Origin of the sequence: Streptomyces sp. NPDC020681, from assembly GCF_044334895.1 — a bacterium.
Classification (GTDB): domain Bacteria; phylum Actinomycetota; class Actinomycetes; order Streptomycetales; family Streptomycetaceae; genus Streptomyces.
Window position 1 is genome coordinate 348,390 of sequence record NZ_JBIRTX010000001.1, and the last position, 25,047, is coordinate 373,436.

General features: G+C 72.0%; 19 protein-coding genes and 1 pseudogene. 11 read left to right on the top strand and 9 right to left on the bottom strand.

Features of this window, described 5'->3' with window-relative positions:
• Positions 1-7: 7 nt before the first annotated feature.
• The 10 genes from ACH4YL_RS01395 (at position 8) to ACH4YL_RS01440 (ending at position 15,032) form a co-directional block, all read left to right on the top strand.
• Positions 8-535, top strand: a complete 528-nt coding sequence (locus tag ACH4YL_RS01395; RefSeq protein ID WP_398503624.1) for a phage baseplate assembly protein V — start codon at positions 8-10, stop codon at positions 533-535.
• Positions 532-903: a hypothetical protein gene (locus ACH4YL_RS01400; protein WP_398503626.1), complete on the top strand. Its 372-nt coding sequence runs from the start codon at positions 532-534 to the stop codon at positions 901-903. The genes ACH4YL_RS01395 and ACH4YL_RS01400 overlap by 4 nt, the downstream gene beginning before the upstream one ends.
• A complete protein-coding gene (locus ACH4YL_RS01405; RefSeq protein WP_398503627.1) occupies positions 900-1,283 on the top strand; it encodes a GPW/gp25 family protein in 384 nt (127 codons plus the stop codon). Before ACH4YL_RS01400 ends, ACH4YL_RS01405 begins: the two co-directional genes overlap by 4 nt.
• Complete coding sequence (locus ACH4YL_RS01410; protein WP_398503629.1) at positions 1,280-4,447, top strand: putative baseplate assembly protein; 3,168 nt, start codon at positions 1,280-1,282, stop codon at positions 4,445-4,447. Before ACH4YL_RS01405 ends, ACH4YL_RS01410 begins: the two co-directional genes overlap by 4 nt.
• Positions 4,444-8,193, top strand: a complete 3,750-nt coding sequence (locus ACH4YL_RS01415; protein ID WP_398503631.1) for a putative baseplate assembly protein — start codon at positions 4,444-4,446, stop codon at positions 8,191-8,193. The genes ACH4YL_RS01410 and ACH4YL_RS01415 overlap by 4 nt, the downstream gene beginning before the upstream one ends.
• A gap of 22 nt (positions 8,194-8,215) precedes the next feature.
• Positions 8,216-10,369, top strand: a complete 2,154-nt coding sequence (locus ACH4YL_RS01420) for a hypothetical protein (RefSeq protein WP_398503632.1) — start codon at positions 8,216-8,218, stop codon at positions 10,367-10,369.
• 41 nt (positions 10,370-10,410) lie between these two features.
• The gene (locus ACH4YL_RS01425) at positions 10,411-11,988 is read left to right on the top strand and encodes a DUF6519 domain-containing protein (protein WP_398503634.1); all 1,578 of its coding nucleotides are present in this window, start codon (positions 10,411-10,413) and stop codon (positions 11,986-11,988) included.
• A 24-nt stretch (positions 11,989-12,012) separates the two neighbouring features.
• Complete coding sequence (locus ACH4YL_RS01430; RefSeq protein ID WP_398503636.1) at positions 12,013-12,897, top strand: peptidoglycan-binding protein; 885 nt, start codon at positions 12,013-12,015, stop codon at positions 12,895-12,897.
• 87 nt (positions 12,898-12,984) lie between these two features.
• Entirely contained in the window at positions 12,985-13,944 is a 960-nt protein-coding gene (locus tag ACH4YL_RS01435) for an ornithine cyclodeaminase family protein (RefSeq protein ID WP_398503637.1), read from the top strand.
• An 83-nt stretch (positions 13,945-14,027) separates the two neighbouring features.
• The gene (locus tag ACH4YL_RS01440) at positions 14,028-15,032 is read left to right on the top strand and encodes a helix-turn-helix domain-containing protein (protein WP_398504360.1); all 1,005 of its coding nucleotides are present in this window, start codon (positions 14,028-14,030) and stop codon (positions 15,030-15,032) included.
• A gap of 19 nt (positions 15,033-15,051) precedes the next feature.
• On the opposite strand, the gene ACH4YL_RS01445 is transcribed toward ACH4YL_RS01440, so the two are convergent.
• Positions 15,052-17,121: a hypothetical protein gene (locus ACH4YL_RS01445; RefSeq protein WP_398503638.1), complete on the bottom strand. Its 2,070-nt coding sequence runs from the start codon at positions 17,119-17,121 to the stop codon at positions 15,052-15,054.
• Positions 17,122-17,401: 280 nt separating this feature from the next.
• Positions 17,402-18,172: pseudogene (locus ACH4YL_RS01450) on the bottom strand (S8 family peptidase); the annotation flags it as partial.
• Between the two features lie 241 nt (positions 18,173-18,413).
• On the opposite strand from ACH4YL_RS01450, the gene ACH4YL_RS01455 reads away from it, so the two are divergent.
• Positions 18,414-18,590, top strand: a complete 177-nt coding sequence (locus tag ACH4YL_RS01455) for a hypothetical protein (protein ID WP_398503640.1) — start codon at positions 18,414-18,416, stop codon at positions 18,588-18,590.
• A gap of 273 nt (positions 18,591-18,863) precedes the next feature.
• Here the strand turns inward: ACH4YL_RS01455 and ACH4YL_RS01460 are convergent, their stop codons facing one another.
• The 7 genes from ACH4YL_RS01460 to ACH4YL_RS01490 form a co-directional block, all read right to left on the bottom strand.
• Positions 18,864-19,913 (bottom strand): sugar kinase, encoded by a 1,050-nt coding sequence (locus tag ACH4YL_RS01460; protein ID WP_398503641.1) that lies wholly within the window; start codon positions 19,911-19,913, stop codon positions 18,864-18,866.
• An 8-nt stretch (positions 19,914-19,921) separates the two neighbouring features.
• Positions 19,922-20,818: an SMP-30/gluconolactonase/LRE family protein gene (locus ACH4YL_RS01465; protein WP_398503643.1), complete on the bottom strand. Its 897-nt coding sequence runs from the start codon at positions 20,816-20,818 to the stop codon at positions 19,922-19,924.
• Positions 20,815-21,456 (bottom strand): bifunctional 4-hydroxy-2-oxoglutarate aldolase/2-dehydro-3-deoxy-phosphogluconate aldolase, encoded by a 642-nt coding sequence (locus ACH4YL_RS01470; RefSeq protein ID WP_398504362.1) that lies wholly within the window; start codon positions 21,454-21,456, stop codon positions 20,815-20,817. The genes ACH4YL_RS01465 and ACH4YL_RS01470 overlap by 4 nt, the downstream gene beginning before the upstream one ends.
• Before the next feature lie 67 nt (positions 21,457-21,523).
• A complete protein-coding gene (locus tag ACH4YL_RS01475) occupies positions 21,524-22,306 on the bottom strand; it encodes a hypothetical protein (protein ID WP_398503644.1) in 783 nt (260 codons plus the stop codon).
• A gap of 5 nt (positions 22,307-22,311) precedes the next feature.
• Positions 22,312-23,457: a galactonate dehydratase gene (gene dgoD, locus ACH4YL_RS01480; RefSeq protein ID WP_398503645.1), complete on the bottom strand. Its 1,146-nt coding sequence runs from the start codon at positions 23,455-23,457 to the stop codon at positions 22,312-22,314.
• Entirely contained in the window at positions 23,454-24,218 is a 765-nt protein-coding gene (locus ACH4YL_RS01485; protein ID WP_398503647.1) for a FadR/GntR family transcriptional regulator, read from the bottom strand. Before ACH4YL_RS01485 ends, dgoD begins: the two co-directional genes overlap by 4 nt.
• Positions 24,219-24,270: 52 nt before the next feature.
• Positions 24,271-25,029, bottom strand: coding sequence for an SDR family NAD(P)-dependent oxidoreductase (locus ACH4YL_RS01490; RefSeq protein WP_398503649.1), 759 nt, complete (start codon positions 25,027-25,029; stop codon positions 24,271-24,273).
• Positions 25,030-25,047: the final 18 nt, after the last annotated feature.

Sequence of the window (25,047 nt, forward strand, 5' to 3'; positions counted from 1 at the left end):
ACTTCGCATGGCTGCAGGACCGAACAACCGGTTTCTCGGCAAGTTCCGGGGGCGGGTGATCGACAACAAGGATCCGCTCAAGATCGGGCGGATCACGGCCCAGGTGCCGGACGTGCTCGGCGACGAGGCGTCCACCTGGGCGCTGCCGTGTCTGCCGTTCACCGGGCGGCAGGCGGGCCAGTACGTCGTGCCGGAGATCGGGGCGGGCGTGTGGATGGAGTTCGAGCAGGGCGATCCCAGCTTCCCCATCTGGACGGGGAGTTGGTACGGGGACGCGTCCGAGGTGCCGCCGCGGGCGGCCGCGGAGCTGCCCGCCTCGCAGCCGGTGGTGATCCAGACGCCGGGCGATCACAAGCTGGTGATGTCGGACGTGCCCGGCGGGACCGGGATTCTGCTCGAGGCCAGCGGCGGTGCGTACGTCCAGATCGACGAGAAGGGCGTGACCATCGGCAACGGCAAGGGGGCGTCGATCGTGCTGATCGGCAACGAGGTCAACATCAACGAGGGCCGGCTGATCGTGCCGAAGAAGCGATGAGCACCAGGAACTACGAAACGGGGAGATACGTGTTGTCCGGGAATCTCGTGAACGGCGGTACCGCGATCAGCTGTCCGCACGGCGGCCGCGTCGTGCCCGCATCCGCGCCCTCGTCCGGTGTCCGGATCGACGGGCATCCCGTGCCCACCGCCGCCGATGTCTTCACCGTCAGCGGCTGCCGGCACATGGTCGACCGTGTGCCGCATCCGTGCACCACGGCCCGCTGGACGCCGGCCCGCGACAGCGTGCTGATCGACGGCTCGCCGGTGCTGCTCGAGGGCACGTCGGCGCTCTGCTTCAGCGCCGCCCTGCTTCCGCAGGGGCCGCCCGTCGTGACCGGGACGGCGAAGGGGGTGGCGTCGCGATGAGGACCGTGAGGACCCGTACCGATATCGCTTTCCCGTACCGGATCGACCGGCTTGGTCGGACCGCGCACGCGGACTACGACGACCATGTGCGCGATCTCGTCGAGCAGTTGCTGTTCACCAGTCCCGGCGAGCGCGTGATGCGCCCCGACTTCGGCTGCGGCCTGCTCGATCTGGTGTTCACGCCCAACAGTCCGGAGCTGGCCTCCGCGCTTGAGCTGTCCGTGCAGGCCTCGTTGCAGCGCTGGCTGGGCGAGCTGATCGACGTGGAGTCGCTGGACGTGGTGAGCGAGGAGAACGTGGTGCGGGTCCATCTGCGCTATGTCGTGCGCTCCACCGCGAACCGGCGCGACGAGGTGTTCGAAGGGAGGGGCGCGGTATGAGCGCCCGCAGCAGCGAGCTCGTCTGCCGTACGGACGGCAGGCGCGCCAAGGTCAGGGAGGCCCGGCTCGGTGGCGTGGACGCGGTCGAGGCCGGTGACGACGGGCTCACGCTGACCGTCACGTTCCTCGGCAAGGCGCCGCACGGGCTGTGCCCGGAGAACATTCGCATCGACGGCGGCCGCCGGGTCACCGGCATCGAGGCCCTCGAGGTGTCGGTCGAGCGCGAGGAGGATCCCGAGCTCGACGACCGGCTTCATGTGACGCTCGACCGCACCGGTGACACCAGCACCTACCGCCTGTCGGTGGTGGACACCGATCCGTACGGACGTCCCGGCACCGCGCCCTTCCCGGGCTTCGACCAGCGGTACTTCTCCGGCGAGTTCGTCTTCCGGCCGGACTGCCCCACGCCGTTCGACTGCAAGGACGAGCAGCCCGATTGCCCGCCGGAGCTGAAGGCCCCGCCGGTCATCGACTACACGGCGCGCGACTACGACACGATCCGCCGATTGATCCTGGACCGGCTGGCGCTGACGACTCCGGACTGGGTCGAGCGCAATGCCGCCGACCTCGGTACGACCCTGGTCGAACTGCTCGCGCACACCGCCGACCGGATCAGCTACCAGCAGGACGCGGTGGCGACGGAGGCGTATCTGGACACGGCGCGGCGGCGTGTGTCGGTCCGCCGGCATGTGCGGCTCATCGACTATCCGATGCACGACGGCGTCAACGCGCGGGCGTATGTCGCGGTCGAGGTGGTACGTGAACTGGCCCTGGCGCCGGGCACGTTCCGGTTCGCCGCGGTCGACGTCCGCACGCTCGGGCCGCGCGACCGGCCCGAGATCGGCACCATCATCGAGGACCGGGATCTGGCCGTGCTCGACGAGCGCGGCTCGGTCGAGGTTTTCGAACCGGTCGTCGGCTCGGAGCCGCTGGTGCTGCGGCCGGAGCACAACACGATCCGCTTCTGGACCTGGGGCGACGAGGTGTGCTCGCTGCCGAAGGGCGCGACCGCGGCGACGCTGCGGGACGAGTGGACGGACGAGGAGTGCACGGCCCGCGAGCTGGAGCTGGCGCCGGGCGATCTGCTGCTGATCGAGGAGGTGCTCGGGTCGCGTTCGGGTACGCCCGGTGACGCGGACCCGGCCCACCGTCAGGCCGTACGCCTCACCTCCGTCACGCCGGTCGTGGACAAGCTGGGCGACCAGCCGGTCCTGGAGGTGACCTGGGCGCGGGAGGACGCGCTCGCGTTCCCGGTCTGTCTCGCCACGCGCGGCGGCCCCGGCTGTGAGCCGGTGGCGGATGTGAGCGTGGCGCGCGGCAATGTGGCGCTGGTCGACCACGGCCGCTCGCTGACGTTCTGCGACGGCACTCCGGAGACGGTCACCGTGCCGCCGGCGTCGGCTGTCCTCGGCTCGTGCGAGCCTTCCGGCTTCGGCTGCTGGGACCGGGACGAAGGCAACCCGACGGCGGATCTGATCAACTCGCTGCTGGACCGGACGCGTTCCGGACGGCTGCTGACCGCCGATCAGATACGAAAGCTCTTCACCGTCGTCGGCGACGATGCGACCGCCCGCGCCGGTCTCGGTCTCGAACTCGCGGGCCGCCGGCGCGCGAAGGTCGTGCCGGGCACGGCGTACGAGCAGGCCGCCGCGCTTCAGACGCTGCTGGCACAGGTGGTCTATCCGGGCATCGAGCCGCGGTTCCGGCCGGTGCTGCAGCGCTCCCCCGTCGTACAGTCCGTGCCGTTCCCGCAGCCGCGCCATGTCTCGGCCGGTCAGGCCGAGCGGCTGGCGGCGATCCCGGGCCGGGTGCGCGATCGGCTTGTGGAGCTGTGGCGCAGCGCCCGCGACCACGACGGGCTCGAAGAGCCGGAGATCGCGGAGCTGACCGTGCTGTTCGGGCTGAAGGTCCTGGAGCGTCTGGAGCTGCGCCGCCATCCGGTGCGCGCGCTGCGGGAGTTGCTGCATCGCAGCGAACGGCTGCTGGCCGCGAAGCTGCGCAGGATCGACGTGCTGTCTGCGCGGGCCCGCGCGGGCGCGGTGCTCGACCCCGGCATCGCCTGGGAGATCGTGCACAGTTGGGGCCCGCAGTACGCGGCCGGGCTCGACCCGGACGAGCCGGTGCTCCACGGTCCTGCCACGGCGATCGTCCAGGACCCGCGGGCGGCACTGCCCGCGGTGACCGCCGTGGACGGCGACGAGCGCTGGACACCGCGGCGCGATCTGCTCGACAGCGGCCCCCGCGACAGGCACTTCGTCGGCGAGCTGGAGGACGACGGCCGGATCGCGCTGCGCTTCGGCGACGGCCGTTACGGCGCCAAGCCGGAGCCCGGGGCGCGGCTCGCGCTGCACTACCGCCTCGGCGGCGGCACCGCGGGCAATGTCGGCGCGGAGGCCATCAACCATCTGGTGCTGTGCCGCGATCCAAAGGCGTCCGACTCCGGCGAACCGATGCCGGTCGCGGGCGTACGCAATCCGCTCCCGGCCGTCGGCGGCACCGGGCCCGAGCCGGTCGAGCAGGTGCGCCAGCTCGCGCCACTCGATCTGAAGCGGACGCGGCTGCGGGCCGTCACCGCCGAGGACTATGCGGCGCTGGCGTCCGGGCTGCCGGGCGTGCAGCGGGCGGCAGCGGAGATCCGCTGGACCGGAAGCGTGCAGGAGGCGCATGTCGCCGTGGACGCGCAGGGCACCGGTGACGCTTCGCCGGAGCTGCTCGACTCGGTGGCGTACGCCCTGGAGAGCTACCGCCGGATCGGGCACGACCTGGTGGTGGCGCCGGCGAGGTCGGTGCCGCTGGACATCGCGCTGACGGTGTGTGCGGCCCCGGGGCATCAGCACGGCCAGATCCTGGCCGAGTTGTACCGGCTGCTCGGCAGCCGCCGGCTGTCCGGCGGACGGCTCGGCTTTTTCCACCCCGATGCGCTGACCTTCGGCGAACCGGTGCGGCTCAGCCGTCTGGTGGCCGCCGCGGCGGCCGTGCAGGGCGTGGAGAGCGTCACGGTGACGCGACTGCGCCGGCTCCTGGATGAGAACCCGCTCGACGACACGGCTTTGGAGGCAGGCGTGCTGCGGCTCGGCCCGCTGGAGATCGCGCGTTGCGACAACGACCCCGACCGGCCCGAGCTGGGCCGGCTGTCGATCGAGCTCGGCGGAGGTGCACGATGAGCGGCTCCTGCGGTTGCGGCTGCGGCGGGCACGACGAGCGCCACGCGCCCGAGGCCCTGTACAACCCGCCGGGCCGGACGGCCCTGGACTACCGGGTGGCCGAGTACGGCTCGTTCCTGGCCGCCATGCTCGACCGGCTGGCCTCGCCCGCCTATCCGGCGCTGCGCGGCCTTACCGTGCGCACTCCGGACGATCCGTCGATCGGGCTGATCGACGCGTGGGCGGTGGTCGGCGATCTGCTGACCTTCCACTCCGAGCGCATCGCCGACGAGGGCTATCTGCGTACGGCGAACGAGCACCGTTCGCTGGCGCTGCTCGGCCGGCTCGTCGGCCACCGGCCGCGGCCGGGCATCGCCGCGGACACTCATCTCGCGTACGCCCTGGACCGTGATCCGCGGGCCGAGGACGTGCCGGTGCTGATCCCGCGCGGCGCGCGCTCCAACAGCGTGCCGTCCACCTCCGACGAGGAGTCGCAGTCCTTCGAGACCAGTGAGGACCTGGTCGCCCGCTGGGCCTGGAACGAGCTGGCGGTGCGGCGTCGCCGGCCCGCCCTGCTCACGCCGGACGATCTGCGCAAGCGGTCCGAGATCTTCGTCTCCGGCACCGATGCCTCGGTGCAGACCGGCGACAAGCTGCTCTTCGTCTTCGGCGGCGGGAACGACACGGCCGGGCAGCGGCAGCTGCTCCCGGTGGCGCGGATCCGCTTCGACCGGGACGACGACGTGACCGCGATCGGTCTGCCGCAGTCCGCGCCGCCGTCGCTGGCCGAGCTGGTGGCCGAGCTGCGCGAGTGGATCGCCCAGGACCCGTTCGAGGTCGAGGAGGGCGAGCCGACGCCCGACAATCCCAATCCGCGGCCGATCAGCCTGCTCATCGAGGACTTCGACGCGCAGGTGCTGGCGCCGCTGCGGGCCGATCTGGACGCGATCACCACGCCGGAGAAGTTCGCGGCCCGGCTCGCCGGTCCGCACGAGCGGCTGGCTGAGGCACAGGCCATCGCCGCGCCGTACGAGGAAGTCGCCTCCTGGTTCGAGGAGTTGGAGGCGGTCGTCGGCGAACTGATGGAACGTGCGGCCGATCTGGAGCCGTCGCGTCCGGCACCGCCGACGGGCGACGGCTCACCGGCCATGCGGGCCCTCGGCGCGGTGCTTCCGGCGCTGCGCACCCGGGTCGTCCGGCCGCCGTCCGGCGCACGCGTGCTGTCCCACGATCCGGGCCGGTACTTCGCTCCGGGCTCGGATCTCGGCGCGCAGCTGCTGTCCGCCCTCGATCCGCGGGTCTCCGACGGGATGTACGCGGCCTGGCGGCAGTCCGCTCCGGCCGTGCCCGCACTGCTGCGTGAGCTGCAGGCGATGCGGGTGACGGCGGCTCCGTTCGGCTCCACGGCACCGCTGAAGCCGGTGCAGGACGAACGGGGGCGGGTCGTCAGGCAGTCGGACTGGCCGCTCGGCGGCTCGTCGCTGACTACGATGCGGGTCGTGTTCGACCCGGCGGGACGGGTGCCGGTGCGCGCCGAGTTCCAGCACATCGAGACCGGTTTGTCGGTGCAGGTCTCGGAGAATCTGCCGTCCGAGAAGACCTTCCCGCTCGGTCCCGGCCAGGTCGCGCTGATGACCCGGGCCGCGCAGGACCACGATCTGAGCTGGCTGAGCCGGCGTCCGGCGGACTCCCAGGAGCCCGGGGTGACGGCCCAGCTGCTCTCGGCGCTGCCGGAGCGGACGCTGTTCGTCTCCCGTCCCGGCGAGGACGGCCGTGTCCATGTCGCGGTCCACAACGGCGAGTCGCTGGAGCGGTATCTGGCTCCCGGCGAGCATCTCCAGATCAAGCACGGCGAGTACGAGGTGACGCTGAAGTACACGGTCGGCAGCGAGCCGGCCAATGTGGAGATCGGCATCGCGACCGTGCCCGAGCAGGCCGACCGCCATGTCCTTCCGCTGGACTCGGTGCACGACACGATCACCGTCGGCAGCTGGGTCGCGATCGAGCGGCCGCGCAAGGGAGCGGAGGGCCCCGACGGCATCCCGGGCGACAAGAATCTGCGGTTCGTGACCAGCCGGGTGACCTCCGTACGCACTGCCGCGTACACCAACTACGGGATCACCGGCCGCGGCACCGAGCTCACGCTCGCCGATCCGTGGCTGGACGAGCACGATGTGCTGCTCTCCACGATCCGGGACGCCACCGTGCACGCGGGCGGTGAGGCGCTGCGACCGGCGGCCGAGCCGCTCGGCGAGGATGTGCACGGCAACGAGATCGAACTGGCCGAGCTGTACGACGGGTTGCGGCCGGGCCGTCATCTGGTGGTGTCGGGCGAACGCACCGACATCCCGAACGCGGCCGGTGTCCGCGGCACCGAACTGGCGGTGATCGCCGCGGTGGAACAGGAGCTGGATCCGCAACTGCCCGGCGACCATGTCCATACGAAGCTGACGCTGACCACCGATCTGGCCTACCGCTACCGCCGCGACACGGTGCGGATCCAGGGCAATGTGGTGCCGGCGACGCACGGCGAGAGCCGTGACGAGGCGATCGGCAGCGGCGATGCGGACCGTGCCAACCAGACGTTCACGCTCTGGCAGTCGCCGCTGACCTGGCTGCCTGCGGACAACCCGCTGGGCGCTACGCCGACGCTGGAGGTGCGCGTCGACGGGCTGCTGTGGCACGAGGTGGACAGCCTCGCGGGCCGGGGGCCGCGCGAGCGGGTGTATGTGTCGGGCACGGCCGGGGACGGACGTACGACGGTGACGTTCGGCGACGGAGTGCACGGCGCCCGGCTGCCCGGCGGCCACGAGAACGTCCGCGCCCGGTACCGCTTCGGCACCGGACAGGCCGCCAACGTACGGGCCGATCGCATCACTCAGGCAGTCACACGGCCGCTCGGCGTCACCGCGGTCACCAATCCGCAGCCCGCGACCGGCGGCGCGGACGCCGACGGTCCCGGGCTCACCCGGCGCACCATCCCGCTCGCGGTCTCCGCACTCGACCGTCTGGTGTCCGTCAAGGACTACGAGGACTTCGCCCGTTCGCGGGCCGGCATCGGACGGGCCGCGGCCCGGGAGATCTTCGACGGGCGGCGGCGGGTGCTGCAGGTGACGGTCGCCGGGGTGGACGACATCGCGATCGGCGAGGACTCGCAGGTGCTGCGCGCGCTGCGCTCCTCGCTCGCCGAGTACGGCGATGCACGGCTCCCGGTCCGGGTCGACGTGCGCGAGCTGGTGCTGTTGCTGCTCGCCGCGCGGGTCAAGGTCGCCCGGGACCACACCTGGACGGTGGTCGAGCCTCGGCTGCGCCGGGCGCTGCTGGCCGAATTCGGCAGTGGGCGGCGCGAGTTGGGACGTCCTGCGCGACTGTCCGACGTCCTGGCGACCGCCCACCGGGTACCCGGTGTGGACTATGTGGACGTGGACGTCTTCACCGGAGTGCCGGCGTCCGTCACCCCCGGCGAGCTGACCGCTCTCGCGGGCTCGCTCGCCGAGCCGCGGACCGCCGTCGGGGCCCGTCTCGCCGAGTACGACGAGGACGTGCACCGCGTCACCGCGAAGGACGGCGAGACGCTCACCCACATCGCCGCCCGGTACGGCATCGCGCTGGCCGAACTGCTGCGGCTCAACCCGGACATCGCCGATACGCGGCCGCTGGAGAAGGGCCGCGCGGTGTTCGTCTTCCGCGGCATCCGGCCCGCCCAGCTCGCGCTGCTGTCACCGGATGTCCCGGACACGCTGATCCTTAACGAGGTCACCGCATGAACACCCACGAAGGGGGCACGGCATGAGCAGGGAGCCGGACGGGCTCGCGGAGCTTCTTCCGCAGTGGCACCGGCTGCGGGACGCCGAGGGCGGCGAGCCGCTGCGCGCCCTGCTCGCGGTGATCGCCGAGCAGGTCGACCGGGTGCGGGACGGTGTCGAGCAGAACTACGAGGACTGGTTCGTGGAGACCGCGGCACCATGGGTGCTGCCGTATCTCGGCGACCTCGTCGGCTTCACCCCGCTGCCCGGCTATGAGCGGGTGCAGGCCCGGGGACTGGGCGGAGACGAGAATTCGCGGGCCCGTCTCGCGGAAGCGCTGGCGCCGCGCCGCGATGTGGCGGCCACGGTCGCCAACCGGAGGCGCAAGGGCACGCTGGCGCTCCTGGAGGAGCTGGCCGAGGACGTCGCCGGATGGCCCTCGCGTGCCGTGGAGTTCTCCCGGCTCGTCTCGCATCAGCAGCCGGTGAAGCTGTACGGACCGGGCACGGAGGCCGCGAACGCGCGCCGTCTGGAGCGCGGTCGGCTCGTCGACGTACGGGAGGGGGCCGCGCTCGATCTGGCCGGCGGGCCGTTCGGCGCGGTCGCACAGTCCGTCAATGTGCGGCGGGCCGGCTCGGCGCGTACGCAGGGCGGCTACTCCCCCGCGGGCGTGGGCCTGTTCATCTGGCGGCTGAAGCCGTACCACGTCACCGAGGCACCGGCGTACTGCATCGACCGGGCCCGCAATCTGTACACCTTCTCGATCCTGGGCAATGACACGCCGCTGGTCACCAAGCCGGTGCCGGAGCCGTCGGCGACGCATGTCGCGACGATCGACCATGTGCCCGCGTACATCCGGCGCCGGCAGCTCCACGACCGGCTCGCGGACTACTACGGGCCCGGCAAGAGCTTCACGATCTGGCGGGACGGCCAGGACGAGCCGGTGCCGTTGTCGGACATCGTGGTGGCGGATCTGACGGACTGGCGCTACCGGCCCAAGCGCGGTCAGGTGGCGGTCGATCCGGCGCTCGGCCGGATCGCGTTCGGCTCGCGTTCCGCGCCGCGCCAGGGCGTCTGGGTCACCTACCACTACGCGTTCTCGGACGACATGGGCGGCGGAGAGTATCCGCGCGAGCGTGAGACGCCGACGGCCGCCAAGGTCTACCGCGTCGGCCCCGGTCAGAGCCATCAGCGCATCATGGACGCGTACGCCGAGTGGCGGGGCGACCGCCGTGGTGGCCGCTGCGGACCCGACGGCATCATCGAGATCACGCACAGCGGGGCGTACCAGGAGCAGCTGGACTTCGACCTCGATCCCGGCGACCGTCTTGAGGTGCGCGCCGCCGAGGGCACGCGGCCGGTGATCCGGCTGCTCGACTGGTACAGCAACCGGCCCGACGCGCTCAACATCCGTGCGCAGGAGGACTGTGCGGACGACGCTCCGCGCATCGTGCTCGACGGGCTGCTGATCACCGGGCGCGGGCTCAATGTCACCGGCCCTGTCGGCGCGGTCGTGCTGCGGCACTGCACGCTCGTGCCGGGCTGGTCGCTGGAGCCCGAGTGCGATCCGCACTCGCCGGAGGAGCCGAGCCTGGTGCTGGACCGGACCACGGCATGCGTGCAGATCGAGCACAGCATCCTCGGCACGATCGAGGTGATCGGCGACGAGGTGAACCACGATCCGCTGGCCATCCACATCCGGGACAGCGTCCTGGACGCCACGGGCCATGACCGGGCGGCGCTGTCGGCCCCGGACTGCCGCCATGCGCACGCCGTGCTGCACGCGCACCGCACGACCGTCATCGGCGAAGTCCACACGCACGCCGTGGAGATCGCCGAGAACAGCATCTTCACCGGCCGGATGAATGTCGCCCGCAGGGGCATCGGCTGCCTGCGCTTCTGCTACGTGCCGCCCGGCTCGCGCACTCCGCGCCGCCACCGCTGCCAGCCGGACCTGGCCGGCCGGGAGAACGCGCAGCTGGTGCGGCCGCTGTTCACCAGCGAGCGGTACGGCACGCCCGCGTACGCGCAACTGGCCGCGGGCTGTGCGGAGGAGATCCGCAGAGGCGCGGACGACGGTGCCGAGATGGGCACCTTCCACGACCTGTACCAGCCGCAGCGCGAGGACAGCCTGCGGGCCCGGCTCGCCGAGTACACCCCGGCCGGCTCCGACGCCGGGATCATCCCCGTCACCTGACACGACATCAACTGCCCAATCTTTGAGGGGGACCCCTTCCCATGCACGCAGACATCTCCCGCAGCACCTTCCGGCCGGACCGGCGCTACTCGGCGGTGATCGCACAGCAGGGCCGCGTCCAGCTCGACGCCGACGCCAACGAGCAGACCGCGATCCAGCTGCAGCAGGCCCGTACGACCGCGGCCGATCTGATCGGGCAGCACGGCGGCCCGAGCGGTGCGACCGGATTCGAGCTGCACTTCACGGGCGACCGGCGGGAGCTCGACGATCTGTCCATCGGCGGCGGCCGCTACTACGTGGACGGCATCCTGCTGGACGCGACGCGTCCCGCGCCCGGCGTCCCGGTCGAGGACGACGCGCACACCGCCGACGAGGGCGAGAAGGACGCGACGCCGGCGCCGCAGCCGCCCGCCACCTGGACGTACTGGGACCAGCCGGACGGCTACCGGGACCCGGAGCGCCCGGGCGACCGGCTGCCGTCGGCCTACCCGTATCTCGCCTGTCTGAAGGTCTGGGAGCGTTCGGTCACGGCGGCCGAGGACCCGCTGCTGCGCGAGGTGGCGCTGGGTTCGGCGATGCCCGACACGGCGGCCCGGCTGAAGGTGGTCTGGCAGGTGCTGCCGCTGCCCGGCTCGCAGTTGGAGATCGAGGACGGCGCGACGAAGGACCAGGTCCGTGCGGCGTTCGCCAAGTGGGCGGCGGCGCAGGCGCCGAGCGCGCGGATGGCGGCGCGCAGCGAGCGTCCCGACCACGCGGACGAGGACCCGTGCCTGGTGAAGCCGGACGCGCGGTACCGCGGCCCGGAGAACCAGATGTACCGGGTGGAGATCCATGACGGCGGAGCGGCGAAGGACGCGACGTTCAAGTGGTCCCGGGAGAACGGTTCGGTGACCTTCCCGGTCGACGAACTCGACGGCACCTGGGTCGAGCTGGCATCGCTCGGCAGCGACGACAAGCTCGATCTGAACGTCGGCGACTGGGTGGAGTTCGTGGACAGTGCCTACATCAGCCGTGGCGAGCCGCTGCCGCTGCTGCGGGTCGAGGAGCTCGATCTGCCGGGCCGGCGCGTTCGGCTCTCCGGCGAGCCGGACCCGTCGGTGGGCCGGCGTCCCGAACTGCATCCGTTCCTGCGCCGCTGGGACCAGCGGACCGCCTCGCGGGGCGCGGGCTCGGCGCCCGGCAAGCAGGGCGCTTCGAAGCTGAAGGGCGGCGCGGTCCGGATCGAGGAAGGCGGCTGGCTGCCGCTGGAGGACGGCGTGTTCGTCTACTTCGAGGCCGGAAAGACCTATCGCTCGGGCGACTTCTGGCTGGTGCCGGCGCGCACCGCGACGGGCAATGTCGAGTGGCCCACGGACGCGGCGCGCCGGCCGCTGCTCCAGGCCCCGGCCGGGAATCAGGTCCACTACGCGCCGCTGGCCTGGGTGCTCGGCGAGGGTTCGGTGGCCGATCTGCGCTTCGCGTTCGCGCCGCTCGCGACCGCCGTACCGGCCGCGGACGCGCAGGCCCTGGCGGCGGAGGAGAGCGCCGAGGCAGAGGCTGCGCCGGTCGAGGTCCTGACGGCGGAAGGTTCCGCCGCTCCGGGCACCGGGCACGACGCCGTCGGACAGCCCGAGAACTGACGCAACCTGGGAAGGAGCACCACGATGGCAACGCCTCTGTCCGCCTCCAGACTGCTCAAGGCGCTGCGTGACGAAGGCCTCAAGGTCGTCGAGCACCGCAGCTGGCGTACGCACAACCGCAACCACAAGGGCCCGTGGGGGCCCATGCACGGTGTGATGATCCATCACACCGTGACCTCGGGCACCGAGAGCTCCGTGGAGCTCTGCTACAACGGCCACTCCAGCCTGCCGGGGCCGCTGTGCCACGGCGTGATAGCCAAGGACGGCACGGTCTATCTCGTCGGCAACGGCCGCGCCAACCACGCGGGCCTCGGCGACGACGATGTGCTGCGCGCGGTGATCAACGAGACCGGGCTGCCGGCCGACAACGAGGCCAACACCGACGGCAACCGGTATTTCTACGGCTTCGAGTGCGTCAACAAGGGCAATGGCACGGACCCTTGGCCCGCCGCGCAGCTGGAGGCGATCGAGAAGGCGGCGGCCGCGATCTGCCGGGCGCACGGCTGGTCCCAGCGCTCGGTGATCGGCCACAAGGAGTGGCAGCCGGGGAAGGTCGACCCGCGCGGATTCACGATGGATTCGATGCGCGCCCGGATCGGGCAGCGCCTCGGCGGCAAGCCGTCGGGACCGACGAAGCCGCCGGCGTCCAAGCCGTCGGCCACGTTCGAGCCGTTCCCCGGAGCCGCCTTCTTCGCGGCGGGCCGGCGCAGCCCGATCATCACGGCCATGGGCAAGCGGCTGGTCGCGGAGGGCTGCGGACGGTACGAGGAGGGACCGAGCCCGGACTGGTCGGAGGCCGACCGCAAGTCGTACGCCGCCTGGCAGCGCAAGCTGGGTTTCTCGGGCAGCGACGCGGACGGTATTCCGGGAAAGGCGAGTTGGGACAAGCTCAAAGTGCCGAACGTCTGATCCGGCCCGGTGCGACGGCGGCCCGGCGCTCTCTGCGCCGGGCCGCCGCCCGTCGTCCGCGGGACATCGGGGGTAACGTCCGGAGCAATGGACGATCTTCCGCTGGAGGGCCGGATGAGCCAGGGCACGACGGCATTCATGGACGCCGACGAAGTGCGCGCGGCACTGCCGATGGGCACGTTGATCACTGCGCTCCAGGAGGCGCTGCGCGCCGGGCTCGACCCGGAGGCCGACCCGGCGCGTGCCGTCGTCCCGGTCGAGCACGGGCAGCTGCTGCTGATGCCGTCGCACTCCTTCCGCCATGCGGGCGTCAAGATCGCCACGGTGGCGCCGGGCAACGCGACACTCGGGCTGCCGCGCATCCAGGGCAGCTATCTGCTGCTCGACGCACGCACGTTGACTCCGCTCGCCGTGCTGGACGGGGTCGCGCTGACCGCCATCCGTACCGCCGCGGTCTCGGCCGCCGCGGCCGACCTGCTCGCCGTGCCGGAGGCCGAACGCCTGGTCGTCTTCGGGACCGGCCCACAGGCACACAGCCATATCGAGGCCCTGTGCACCGTCCGCGAACTGCGGCACATCACGGTCGTCGGCCGTGATCCGGCGCGGCTCGCGAACTTCCTGCGGCAGTACGGAGATTCGGGCCCGGCGGTCGAGGCCGGTACGCCCGACGCGGTGGACCGGGCGGATCTGGTCGCCTGCTGCACCACGGCCCGTACGCCGCTCTTCGACGGTTCGGCGCTGCCCGCGCATGCGACGGTCGTCGCGGTCGGCTCGCACGAGCCCGAGGCGCGCGAGGTGGACGACGAGACGGTGCGCCGCTCGACGGTGGTGGTCGAGGCGCGCGGCGCCGCGCTGCGTGAGGCGGGCGATGTGATCCAGGCCGTCGCTTCGGGAGCGCTGGACCCCGACTGGCTCGTCGGCCTCGCGGATCTCGCGCGCGGCACGGTCGTGGCCGACGGCTCCCGGCCCCGGCTGTTCAAGAGCGTCGGCATGGCCTGGGAGGACCTGGTCGCCGCCGGGGTCGCGTACGACTCGCGCAAGGGGTAGGTGCGCGCAGGTCAGTCGGAGGGAAACGCCGGTCGGACCGTGGGGCAGAATGCGGGCCAAGGCTCGGGGGTGGGAGGGGAAACATCGTGCTGCAGGAGGCGGGTCTTTCGACGTCCGAGGAGGGTGTGTACCGGATTCTCGTGACCCTCGCTTCGGCCACCGCGCGGGAAGTGTCGCAGCGGTCGGATCTGGGGCCCGGCGAGACCGAGGCCGTGCTGTCGGCGCTGGAGCGCAAGGGGCTGGCCAGCAGCGTGGGCGGGACTCCGCGGCGTTTCACCGCCACTCCACCGGATGTCGCGCTCCTGCCCCAACTGCGGCAGCGGGCCGACGCTCTGGAGCAGGCTCGTGTCGCGGTGGGCGATCTGGTGGAGACGTACCGCAGCAATACGCGCCGCCGGGACGCCGGACAGCTCATCGAGGTGATCACCGGCGCCGAGGCGCTGCGGCAGAATCTGCGACAGGTGCAGGACAACGCCCGCCATGAACTGCTCTGGTTCTGCAAGGCCCAGTACGTGGCCATGCCGTCGGGCAGCAACAGCGCCGAGTTCGACGCTCTCGCCCGCGGAGTGCGCTACCGGGTCCTGTACGAGCAGGCCTTCTTCGACGACCCGGGCTCGGTGGACAACGTTGCCAAGGCCGTGATCGCCGGGGAGGTCGCCCGTGCGGTTCCGCAGCTGCCGTTGCGCCTCGCGGTCGCGGACCGGACCGTTGCGGTGTGCCCGCTGGTGCCCGGCGGTCCCGGCGGCAGCCAGGAGGAGCCGACGGCGGCGCTGGTCCGCGGCAGCAGCCTGCTGGACGCGCTGGTCGCGCTGTTCGAGCGGTACTGGGAGACCGCCGTGCCGTTGAACGTGACGGAGTCCGGGGCCGTCAGCGGCACGGACGGTTCGGCTAACGGGGCTTCGCTGTCGGCGGCCGACCAGCATCTGCTCTCCCTGCTGGTCGCGGGCATCGCGGACAAGGCGATCGCCAGTCAACTGGGGCTGAGCAAGCGCACGGTGCAGCGCCGGATCCAGCATCTGATGACGCTCGCTGGCGCCGCCACCAGGATGCAACTGGCCTGGCAGGCCGCCCGCCGGGGCTGGATGTGACCCCGGCGGGCGGGACGGGTCAGTGCTTGGCGATGCCGTAGGCGCGCAGCACCGTCTGTTCGACCGCGTTGCCCGCGGTGTCCCATGCCTTCACACGAAGTGAGACATGGCTGCCCGCGGGGGTGCGGGAGTGGTCGACCCGGGCCGTGTAGCTGCCGTGGCCCCCGGAGTCCAGGTGCCGTGCCTCGGTCCAGTGGACGCCGTCGTCGGTGGAGGTCCACAACTGGAGGCGGGCGATGCGCGGCCCGCTGAAGCCGTCCTGGTGACGTGCGGTGACCCCCAGCTCGACGCGGGCTCGCCGGACCAGGTTCCGGGTGTCCACCGGCACGTCGTAGTCGAGCTGGATCAGCGGCAGGAGCGCGCTCTTGGCGGAGGGAGCGGAGGTGAAGCTCCAGCGGGTGCCGGTCTCCGTGGAGAAGTTCCAGTCGGCCGACTTGCGGCTGGTCTCCACCAGGAGCTGGTACGTGCCCCTGCCCGGTCCGGCCGGGAAGTCGCCCCAGGGGGACGTGCCGTCCGCGACGAGTTCGCCGTCGCGGTAGAGGCGCGTCCTGACCCGGTCACCTTCGTCGCCGCCGATGAAGCCGTAGTGGCCGCGGCCGCTGTCGGCGAACTCCGGCAGGCGCAGCGTGAAGCGGTCCGCGTCGCGCACCGAGTCGAACCCGTCGACGCCCTGCGGGGCAGCGGGCCGGATCACCGAACCGAACCAGTCCTCGTGCTCGGTCCGGCCCGCCCGGTGGACTCGGAGGGCGTCGTTCAATCCGCCGGCGAGGGACCCCAGTTGGTTCCAGGGGATCTGATGGGTGACCCGGTGCCGCCACAGCGTGTCGCCGGCGCTGACCGTCTCCACCCGGGTGCTCGGGATCTTGACGTAGCTCTGGTGGTCCAGAGCGAAGCTGGTGGCCTGCCAGGGACGCCAGGCGAAACGCTGCTCCCCCGTCCACTGGGTCCGACCGGGCCGGTGGTAGCGGGAGACGACCGTGGCGGTGCCGGACTTCTTGACCGTGTAGTCGAGCCGCGCGGGGACGGCCGACTTCTCGACGAGCGTGAGGTCGTACAGATACGAGCTGGCCGACGTGCCCGACAGTTCGAGCGTCACCGGCCGCCGCTTCAACAGCTCGACCAGTGCTTCGCCCTGCTCCTGCGGCACTTGGAGGCTCAGTGCGGCGTCGCGTTCGCCCTCCGGCGTCCACGGCTTCCACACCGGTCCGCTGAACTCGTTGATGACCATTCCGGCGGACGCGCCGGCCGCGGCGACCCGCGCGATCTGATCTCCGTGGTGGCCGTCGGCGCGCATGAGGGCCAGCTTGCCGCGCAGGTCCTTGCCCGCCAGATCCTGCTCGCTGCCCGTTCCGACGAACACGACGGGCAGGCGCCGGCTGCCGTCCAACGGCGGCGACTGGTTGAAGAGGACCGGGTTCAGCTGCGGCGCCCCGGCACCCTGCGCACGGACGAGGAGCCGCGGTGCGACCATCCGCCAGCGCGAGTAGAGCTCGAACGTGCCCTTCCTGACCTTCTCGGTAGGAGTGACGAACACCTTTTTGACGGTGTCGAATTCGATGACGGTGCTGGAGATGTCCCGCACGCCCACGGCGCGGTGGGTGCCGAAGTGAATCATGCCCTGCTGTTCCGAGGGCTTCGGCGTACGGACGTTGACGGGCGTGGCGGTCCGGGCGTCGAGCACGACCGTACGGTCCCCGGTCAGCTCGACCTCCGGGCGGACGGCCTGGGTGAGCTGACCGCCGGTGACGTCCTCGCCGGGAATCAGGGCCTTGAGGAAGTACGTGTCCTCGGGGAGGGTCACTCTGGCCGTGCCGTTGCCGCCGGGCAGGATTCCGCCGAGCGTGTCCCAGCGGTAGTCGGAGCCGTAGACCTCGAACACCGGCACCGGGGCCGGCTTTCCGTGACGGTCGAGCATCTTCAGGGTCAGGGTGCGGAGCTTGCCCTGGACGGTCATGCCGATCGAGGTGTGCACGGCGGTGGTGCCGTCGGCGGATACGGCGGACAGATGTCCGCTGAATCTGCCGCGGCCCGCGATCTGCGGATCGGCCGTCACCGGCACCTGGACACTCTCGCCGGGGGCGATGGACACCGAGGCGGTTCCAAGCCTGGAAGGCCCCGGCCGGGACGGTGTCGCCCGTGATGTTCTGCACCGTCAGTTTCAGGTCCAGGCGTACCGGCGCGGTGGTGGCGTTGGTGTACGAGACCTGCTTGACGACCTTCTCGGTGCCGATCTCACGCAGTCCGAGGTCGAGCGTGCCGGTGGCGAACACAGATTGTGCCGAGGCCCGGGCGACATCGACCCTGCCGCCGCCCTGCTCGTCCGCCGATCGGCCCTGCGCGGTCCGGGCCGTGCTGATCAGGGCGTCCTTGATGTTCTGCGGAGTCCACGCGGGGTGCTGCTGGACCAACAGGGCCGCCGCGCCCGCCACATGGGGAGTGGCCATCGACGTGCCGGAGGCGGCGGTGTACGAGGCTCCTTCGGGCGTTCCCATCGTCGTCCCCGCGGCCCGGGCCGCGACGATGCCGACGCCGGGTGCGGTGAGGTCGGGCTTGAGCGCGTCGTCCGTGCCTGCCGGGCCCCGGCTGGAGAAGTCGGCGAGCGTCTCGTCGCGGTCCACGGCGCCCACGGTCAGGGCCTGGGGCGCGGTGCCGGGCGAGCCCACGGTGGAGGCTCCGGGGCCGTCGTTGCCCGCGGCCACCACGAACAGCGCACCGGTCTCGGCCGTCAGCTGTTCCACCGCGGTGACCAGCGGGTCGTCCTCGCCCGCCGGGCCGCCCAGGCTCATGTTCACCACCTTGGCGCCGGAACGCGCGGCCCACTCCATCCCTTGCAGCACCTGGGAGTACGAGCCCGAGCCGCTGTCTCCGAGCACCTTGCCGACGAGCAGCTCCGCGTCCGGAGCGACGCCCTTGCGGGTCCCGTTGGCGGCCGCGCCGCTGCCCGCGATGGTCGCGGCGACATGCGTGCCGTGGCCGACGAGGTCGCGGGTGCTGTCGGAGTCGCTGAAGTTGCGGGCCTCGCTGACCCGGCCCTTCAGGTCCGGGTGTTCGGCGTCGACGCCGGTGTCCAGGACGGCGACCTTGACGCCCTTGCCGGTCGCTCCGCTCTTCCACACCTCAGGAGCGCCGATCTGGGCCACGCTGCGGTCGAGAGTGCCCCGGACCCGCTGGTCCAGCCAGATCTTCTCGATGCCCTGGCCGAGCCGCGGTTCGGTGGCGGCAGCGGACTTCGTGGACGTCTCGTTGGTGACCGAGTCCCAGAAGTCGTCGAGTTCGGTCTTGGCAGAACTGATCGCGGCACCGTCGATGCTCGTCAGAACGGCCTTCCGGGTGCTGCCTTCCGGCAGTTGCCGTGCGGCAGTCCGGGCGGAGGAGCCGTAGGTGACGATGAGAGGCAGGCGGGCGGCGCGGGTGTCGTCGTATCCCTGCTCGATCAGCCCGGTGATGTCGAACAGCGCGGCGTCCAGCTGCCCCGAGGACAGATACGGCACCACCGACAGCGGCACGACGTGCACTCTGCCGTCGACCTCGCGGGTGCTGAATCCGCCTCTGGCGTGACCGGGAGCGGGGTGCACGAGGGCCGACTGCCTGCCGTCGGGGTAGCGGTCGACGGTGACCGAGTCGCCGGTGATGAGGGTGACGGTATGGCTCTGCGGCGCGGACTTCGCCGCGGCCGGCCGGGCGCCCGCGGCGTTCGCGTTCTGCGCCGCGCCGGGGACGGCACTGCCTGCCGCGAGTGTTGCCATCGCGGCTCCCACAACGGCTGTCCGCCGCCGCCAATTCTTGGTTGGTTGCATGGTCAATCAGAGTGAGGGCGGCCGACCCGTCGGGTCATCGTCTGCCGGTGTCCAGGTTGCGCCAAGTCGCCGTTGCGCCAGAGGCGTCCGGGGCGCCTGGGTGCGTCAGCCACGCCTCGTCGGTCGCCTCGAGCAGTTCGGCGATGCGGTCCGGGGACGGCAGCGGGCCGTGGTCGCCGCTGACGCGCAGGGCCGAACCGGCGGTGAGATGGCCGAGCCGCAGTGCCCGCACGGTGTCGTGTCCGCGCAGCACTCCGCAGAGGAACCCGGCCGCGAAGGCGTCGCCCGCGCCGACGGGTTCGACGACCTCGGCAGGCCGGGTGGGGACCGTGCACGGTCCGTCGCCGGTGAACGCGGTCGCGGCGCGGCCGCCGTCCTTGACGACGAGGATGCGCGGACCCGGCAGCAGCTTCCGTACCGCAGCGGCGTCCGCAAGGCCGCCCCACAGAGCCTGAGCCTCGTCGAGGCCGACGAAGGTGATGTCGGCGCGGTCGGCGAGGTCGTGCAGGACGTCAGGGGCCGAACCGTCGATCCACAGCGCGGGCCGGTGGTTGACGTCGAAGCTCACGGCGTAAGGGCGTTCAGCCGTTGCCGACGCCAGCGCCTCGGTGACCAGGGCGCGGCAGGACGGTGAGAGGGCCGCGGTGATTCCGGTGAGATGGACGACGGACGCGGTGCGCACGGCCGCGTCGTGCAGCACCTCGGGAGTGAGAGCGGAGGCCGCTGAGCCCCGGCGGTAGTAGTGGACGCGGGTGCCGTCGGCGGCCGGGGTCTTGACGAGCAGTCCGGTCGGGCGGTCCGGGTCGGTGCGTACGCCGCCGGTGTCGACGCCGCGGGCGGCGATGCGGCCGCGGACCCGCCGTCCGAACGGATCGTCGCCGAGCGCCGAGACCCAGCGGACGGGGACGCCGTGATCGGCGAGGTACATCGCCACATTCGACTCGGCGCCCGCCACATCGAGGCGGAGCAGCTCCGCCGACTCCAGCGGCGCGAGCGGCTCGGGTGCCAGCGCGGCCATGGTCTCGCCGATGCAGGCCACCGGGCCCGGTGCAGGCCGCCACTGGGCAGTCCGATCGGTTGTCATGTCGGCGGTCATGCGGGTTTCTCCGGGCGGTAGACGGCGGCCGGCGGTCCGGGGACGTCGACGCGCGCGGTGAAGACGGCGCCGTCCAGCGGGCCGGGCTCCGCGAGACCGATGCGGGCGCTGGTGATCCAGAGCGTGTGTCCGTCCAGGCAGACACCGGCCGGCTGCGGGGCCGGGACCCGGACCACGCGGTCGAGTGTGCCGTCGGGGAGATAGCGGTGGACCGCACCCGCGCCCCAGACGGCGGTCCACAGACCGCCGTTGACGTCGACGGTCATCCCGTCGGGGCTGCCCTCATCCAGCGCGGCGAAGTCCGTGGGCGCGCCGAGGGCGCCGGTGCCCGGGTCGACGGAGTAGCTGCGGATGACGCCGCGGGCGCTGTCGGCGAGGTACATGAGCGAGCAATCCGCCGTGAACGCGGGGCCGTTCGGGATGGTGATGCCGGTCAGCGCGCGGCTGACGGTGCCGTCCCGGTCCACGCGGTAGAGGGAGCCCGCGGCCTTTGTGGTGTCGTACGCCATGCTGCCGGCCCAGAACCGGCCGTACGGGTCGGCGGTGGCGTCGTTCATGCGCATGGGCACGGGCGCTTCGTCCTCGGGACGGGCCAGCCACTGGGCGTTTCCATCGGGGCCGATACGGCAGATGCCGGTGCCCGCGGCGGCGATCCAGCTGCCGGGAGATCCGGCGACCGGGGCCACCGCGCCGAGCGGGACGGGCAGTTGGGCCCGTACGCGCAGCGGAGACTTACGGTCCGGTGCGGACAGCAGCCTGCCGCTGAGTATGTCGACCAGCACGATCGAGTCGTCGAACCGTCGGATGCCCTCGCCGAGTTCGAAGCGCTCGGACCAGCAGCCCACCGGTTCCGGTCCCGGTTCCGGTTCCGGTTCCGGTTCTGGGGCGCTCATCGCGGCTCTCCTTCCGTTTCCGCCACGGCCTTGACGAAGGCGCGGGCCCGCGCCCGCAGTGCCTCCAGGCTCCCGCCGGCGGCCGCGTCGCCGATGAGCGGTGAACCGACGCCAACGGCCGTCGCACCGGCCGCCAGACAGTCCCGCGCCACGCCCGCGTCCACTCCCCCGACGGGCACGAACCGCACCTCGGGAAACGGTCCGCGCAGCGCCCGCAGATACTCCAAACCGCCTGCCTGAGCAGCTGGGAACAGCTTGAGCGCATCGGCGCCGAGCCGCAGTCCCGCCACGATCTCGCTCGGCGTCATCACGCCGGCGAGCACCGGGAGCCCCAGCTCCTTGGCCGTAGTGATGCCCTCGCAGAGCGCGGGCGTGACCACGAAGTCGGCCCCTGCGCGTTGCACCGCGCGGGCGTCGCCGGAAGTCAGCACCGTGCCCGCGCCCAGTGGCGCGTCGGGTCCCAGCGCGGCGCGGGCCTCGGCGATCACGTCGAGCGCGTCCTGGCCGCTGAGCGAGATCTCGACCAGCGTGATGTCCTCGTCGACCAGGGTCAGTACGGTGTCGAGCGCCGCCTGAGGGTTGTCGCCGCGCACGATGGCGACAAGACGGCGGGAGCGCAGTGCGGCCGTCAGATCCACGGGCCGGAGTCCTTTCTGGTGCGTGATCGGGTTCGTACGGGTCCAGATCTCGTACACGTGGTCGCGGTCAGGGACGGTGGGAGGCCGTCACCGTCAGCCGCCAGCGGACTTCTCCGGTCGCCGGTACGCGTGCTGCGTCCGCCGGGCCTGCCGCCGCGAGATCGAAGACGCGCCCGAGCATCGGCTCGACGCCGATGGAGCGGTACGGATCCTCGTCCGGAAAGCCGCGCAGGTTGCGCCAGAGCGCCACGGACACGGGCTGGCCTTCGGCCTCGACCGCCAAGTGCAGTGTGTGGCCCTCGTCATGGACGTATGCCTCATGGCTGTCGATCACCGCGCCGACCGCAGTGCCGTCGTCGGGGCCGAGCCGGTCGAGCCGCATTCCACCGGCCAGCGGCCAGGGTGCCTGCTGCCACTGTGCGCCGCCGTCCGGGTACAGCCGTGTCGTCGCGCCGTCCCGAATCCCGAGCCTGGCCGTCGGGGACAGGTCGAGCAGCGCGTGCGCGGCCCACAGGAAGCGGTAGCCGGGCTCGGCGGTCAGCCGGTAGTCGACGACGGCCGCCGGTCCGTCCGTACGGATCCGCCGGCCGAGGCGGAAGTCCGGGCATTCGACGTACTCCTCACCGCCGTTCGCGCGCCAGGGCCGCGCCCAGGCGTCGCCGTGGTCGGGCACGCCCCGGATCGTGGGGACGCACTCCTCCAGTCCGCCGGCGTCGGCGAAAGGGTCATCCGGAGCGACGTCCGCCCGACGGGGCTCGTCCCGGTGCCACAGCCACTCCCGCCCGGCTGCGCTGAGTGAGGTCCAACGCCCGCCGTGGGCGGCGTCGGTGGTGATCCGCAAGGTGTCCATGTGGCTCACCATTCCCCGAACGAGCCGTCCGAGTGCCGCCACACCGGATTGCGCCAGGAGTGGCCGGTGCGATCGGCGGCGCGCACGGCCGCCTCGTCGATGTCGATGCCGAGCCCGGGGAGCTCGGTGCGGTGCGCATGGCCGGCGACGAACCGGAAGGGCTCGGTGTCCACGAGATACGAGAGCAGATCGGCCTCCTTGTTGTAGTGGATGCCCCGGCTCTGCTCCTGGATCAGGAAGTTCGGCGTGCAGAAGGCGACTTGGAGACTGGCGGCGAGCGCGATCGGGCCGAGCGGGCAGTGTGGTGCGAGCTGGGCGCCGTACGTGTCGGCGAGCGAGGCGATCCGGTGGACCTCCGAGATGCCGCCGGCGTGCGAGAGGTCCGGCTGGGCGACGGCGATGCCCGCGGCGAGTGCGGGCAGGAACTCGGCGCGTCCGTAGAGCCGTTCGCCGGTCGCGATCGGCACCGGGCTGGCGGCGACCAGGCCGGGCAGCAGATGTCCGTGCTCGGGCAGCAGCGGTTCCTCGGCGAACAGCGGGTGCAGCGGGCCCAGTTCGGCGAGCACCCGACGGCTGCTCGCGGGGGTGAAACGGCCGTGGAAGTCGACGGCGACGTCCCGGTGCGGGCCGAGCGCCTCGCGGGCCGCCGCCACCCGGTCGACCACCGCGGCGGTCTCGGCCGCAGTGGTGATCGGCGAGGTGCAGCCCGCGGCGTTCATCTTGACCGCGGTGAATCCGGCCTCGACCTGGGCGGCGATCTCCTCGGTGAGCCGCGCGGGTTCGTCGCCGCCGACCCAGGCGTAGACCCGCACCCTGTCGCGGACGGGCCCGCCGAGCAGGGCGTGCACCGGCGCTCCGTACGTCTTGCCCGCGATGTCCCACAGGGCCTGGTCAAGGCCGGCGACGGCGCTGGAGAGCACCGGGCCGCCGCGGTAGAAGCCGCCCTTGCTCAGCACCTGCCAGTGGTCCTCGATACGCAACGGGTCCTGGCCCACAAGGTATTCGGCGAGGACGCCGACGGCCGCGCGGACCACCTCGGCGCGGCCTTCGACGACCGGCTCGCCCCAGCCGACGACCCCGTCGTCCGTCTCGATACGGCAGAACAGCCAGCGGGGCGGTGCGAGGAACGTTTCGACGCGAGCGATCTTCACAGGCTGTCGGGGCCCTTCTTGTCGGCGGACTCCTCCGCGGAACTGCCGGTCGAACCGTGGACCTTGTCGAGGTCGCGCGACGCCTGGTCGAGCAGGGCCCGCATCGCGGCCTCCGCGCGGTCCGGGTCCCGCGCGCGTACGGCGTCGAGCACGGCCCGGTGGCTGGGCACCGGGTCCTCGGTGTGCGGGGAGCTGTGCACGATCCGGTCGCGGTGCGCGAGGCCGGACTCGATGACCATCTCCATGCGTTCCAGCAGTTCGTTGTGGGTGGCGGCGAGGAGCGCCCGGTGGAAGGCGAGGTCGGCCTCCACGGCGTGGGCGGCTCCGGCGTGCTGCTCGGCCATCGCCGTCAACGCGGCGTCCAGGGCATCGAGGTCGGCTTCGGTGCGGCGTGCGGCTGCCAGCCGTACGGCGGCGGGCTCGATGATCCCGCGGACCTCGCCGAGGTCGCGGAGCAGTCCGAGGTCGTTGCCGGAGGAGGTGGTGCCGCCCGCGAACTGCCAGCGCAGTACGTCCGCGTCGAGCAGGTTCCAGTCGGACCGTGCCCTGACGAACGTGCCGCGCTTCTGGCGTGCGTCGACCATGCCCTTGGCCGCCAGCACCTTCAGCGATTCACGCAGCGCGGTCAGACTGACGTCGAGTTCCCCCTGCAACGCGACGAGATCGAGCGTCGCGCCTTCCGGTATCTCGCCGCTGAGCACCCGGCGCGCGAGCGTCTCCACGGTCTGGCCGTGCACTCCGCGACGCGCGTATGGCGTCATATGGTTCTGCCTTTCTGCTGGTCGGGTCGTGGTGGACGGGAGCGCAGCGGCCTCATGCCGAGGCCTTGAGCACGCTCCAGCCGCCGTCCACGACCAGGCTCGATCCGGTGATGTAGGAGGCTTCGTCGGCGGCCAGGAAGGCGATGGCGGCGGCGACTTCGTCCGGTGTGCCGAAGCGGCGGGCCGCGGTCTCGGCGACGCTGCGCCGCCGGTCCTCCTCCGGTACCCGGTCCCAGGCGGCGGTGAGGATCGGCCCGGGCAGCACGGCGTTGACCCGCACCTCGGGCCCGTACTCCACGGCGAGCTGACCGCACAGGGACAGCAGGGCTCCTTTGGACGCGGCGTAGGCGGGATGGCCCGGGATGCCTTTGCGTGCGTGGACGGAGGAGGTCAGCACCACCGCTCCGCGCTGCTCCCGCAGATCGGGCAGCGCCGCCTTGAATCCGAGGAAGCCGCCGGTGAGATTGACGGCGAGCTGGCGCTCCCAGGAGGCGAGCGACAGCTCGTGGGCCGCGGCGACGTCGACGGTGAAGGCGTTGCTGACGAGGACGCCGACGGGACCGAAGGCGTGCGCGGCACGTACCACCTGCTCCCAGTCGCTCTCCCGCGAGACGTCCGCCTCGACGAAGCCGGCGCGGCCGCCGGTTTCGGTGATGGTCTTGGCGACGCTCCGGCCGCGATCGGCGGCTGTGTCGGCGAGGACGACGGCCGCACCCTCGGCGGCGAGGCGTTCGGCGGTGGCCGCGCCGATGCCCGATGCGGCTCCGGTGACCACGGCGACACGGTCGTGGAAGCGGGCGGCGTGGTTCATGGGCGGATCGGCTCCTTA

Excerpts from the sequence above, each read along its gene's own strand:
- ACH4YL_RS01410 (WP_398503629.1), top strand. The coding sequence starts at position 1,280 with ATGAGCGCCCGCAGCAGCGAGCTCGTCTGCCGTACGGACGGCAGGCGC.
- ACH4YL_RS01435 (WP_398503637.1), top strand. The coding sequence starts at position 12,985 with ATGGACGATCTTCCGCTGGAGGGCCGGATGAGCCAGGGCACGACGGCA.
- ACH4YL_RS01430 (WP_398503636.1), top strand. The coding sequence starts at position 12,013 with ATGGCAACGCCTCTGTCCGCCTCCAGACTGCTCAAGGCGCTGCGTGAC.
- ACH4YL_RS01395 (WP_398503624.1), top strand. The coding sequence starts at position 8 with ATGGCTGCAGGACCGAACAACCGGTTTCTCGGCAAGTTCCGGGGGCGG.
- ACH4YL_RS01460 (WP_398503641.1), bottom strand. The coding sequence starts at position 19,913 with ATGACAACCGATCGGACTGCCCAGTGGCGGCCTGCACCGGGCCCGGTG.
- ACH4YL_RS01490 (WP_398503649.1), bottom strand. The coding sequence starts at position 25,029 with ATGAACCACGCCGCCCGCTTCCACGACCGTGTCGCCGTGGTCACCGGA.
- ACH4YL_RS01420 (WP_398503632.1), top strand. The coding sequence starts at position 8,216 with ATGAGCAGGGAGCCGGACGGGCTCGCGGAGCTTCTTCCGCAGTGGCAC.
- ACH4YL_RS01485 (WP_398503647.1), bottom strand. The coding sequence starts at position 24,218 with ATGACGCCATACGCGCGTCGCGGAGTGCACGGCCAGACCGTGGAGACG.
- ACH4YL_RS01400 (WP_398503626.1), top strand. The coding sequence starts at position 532 with ATGAGCACCAGGAACTACGAAACGGGGAGATACGTGTTGTCCGGGAAT.
- ACH4YL_RS01425 (WP_398503634.1), top strand. The coding sequence starts at position 10,411 with ATGCACGCAGACATCTCCCGCAGCACCTTCCGGCCGGACCGGCGCTAC.
- ACH4YL_RS01465 (WP_398503643.1), bottom strand. The coding sequence starts at position 20,818 with ATGAGCGCCCCAGAACCGGAACCGGAACCGGAACCGGGACCGGAACCG.
- ACH4YL_RS01475 (WP_398503644.1), bottom strand. The coding sequence starts at position 22,306 with ATGGACACCTTGCGGATCACCACCGACGCCGCCCACGGCGGGCGTTGG.
- ACH4YL_RS01405 (WP_398503627.1), top strand. The coding sequence starts at position 900 with ATGAGGACCGTGAGGACCCGTACCGATATCGCTTTCCCGTACCGGATC.
- ACH4YL_RS01415 (WP_398503631.1), top strand. The coding sequence starts at position 4,444 with ATGAGCGGCTCCTGCGGTTGCGGCTGCGGCGGGCACGACGAGCGCCAC.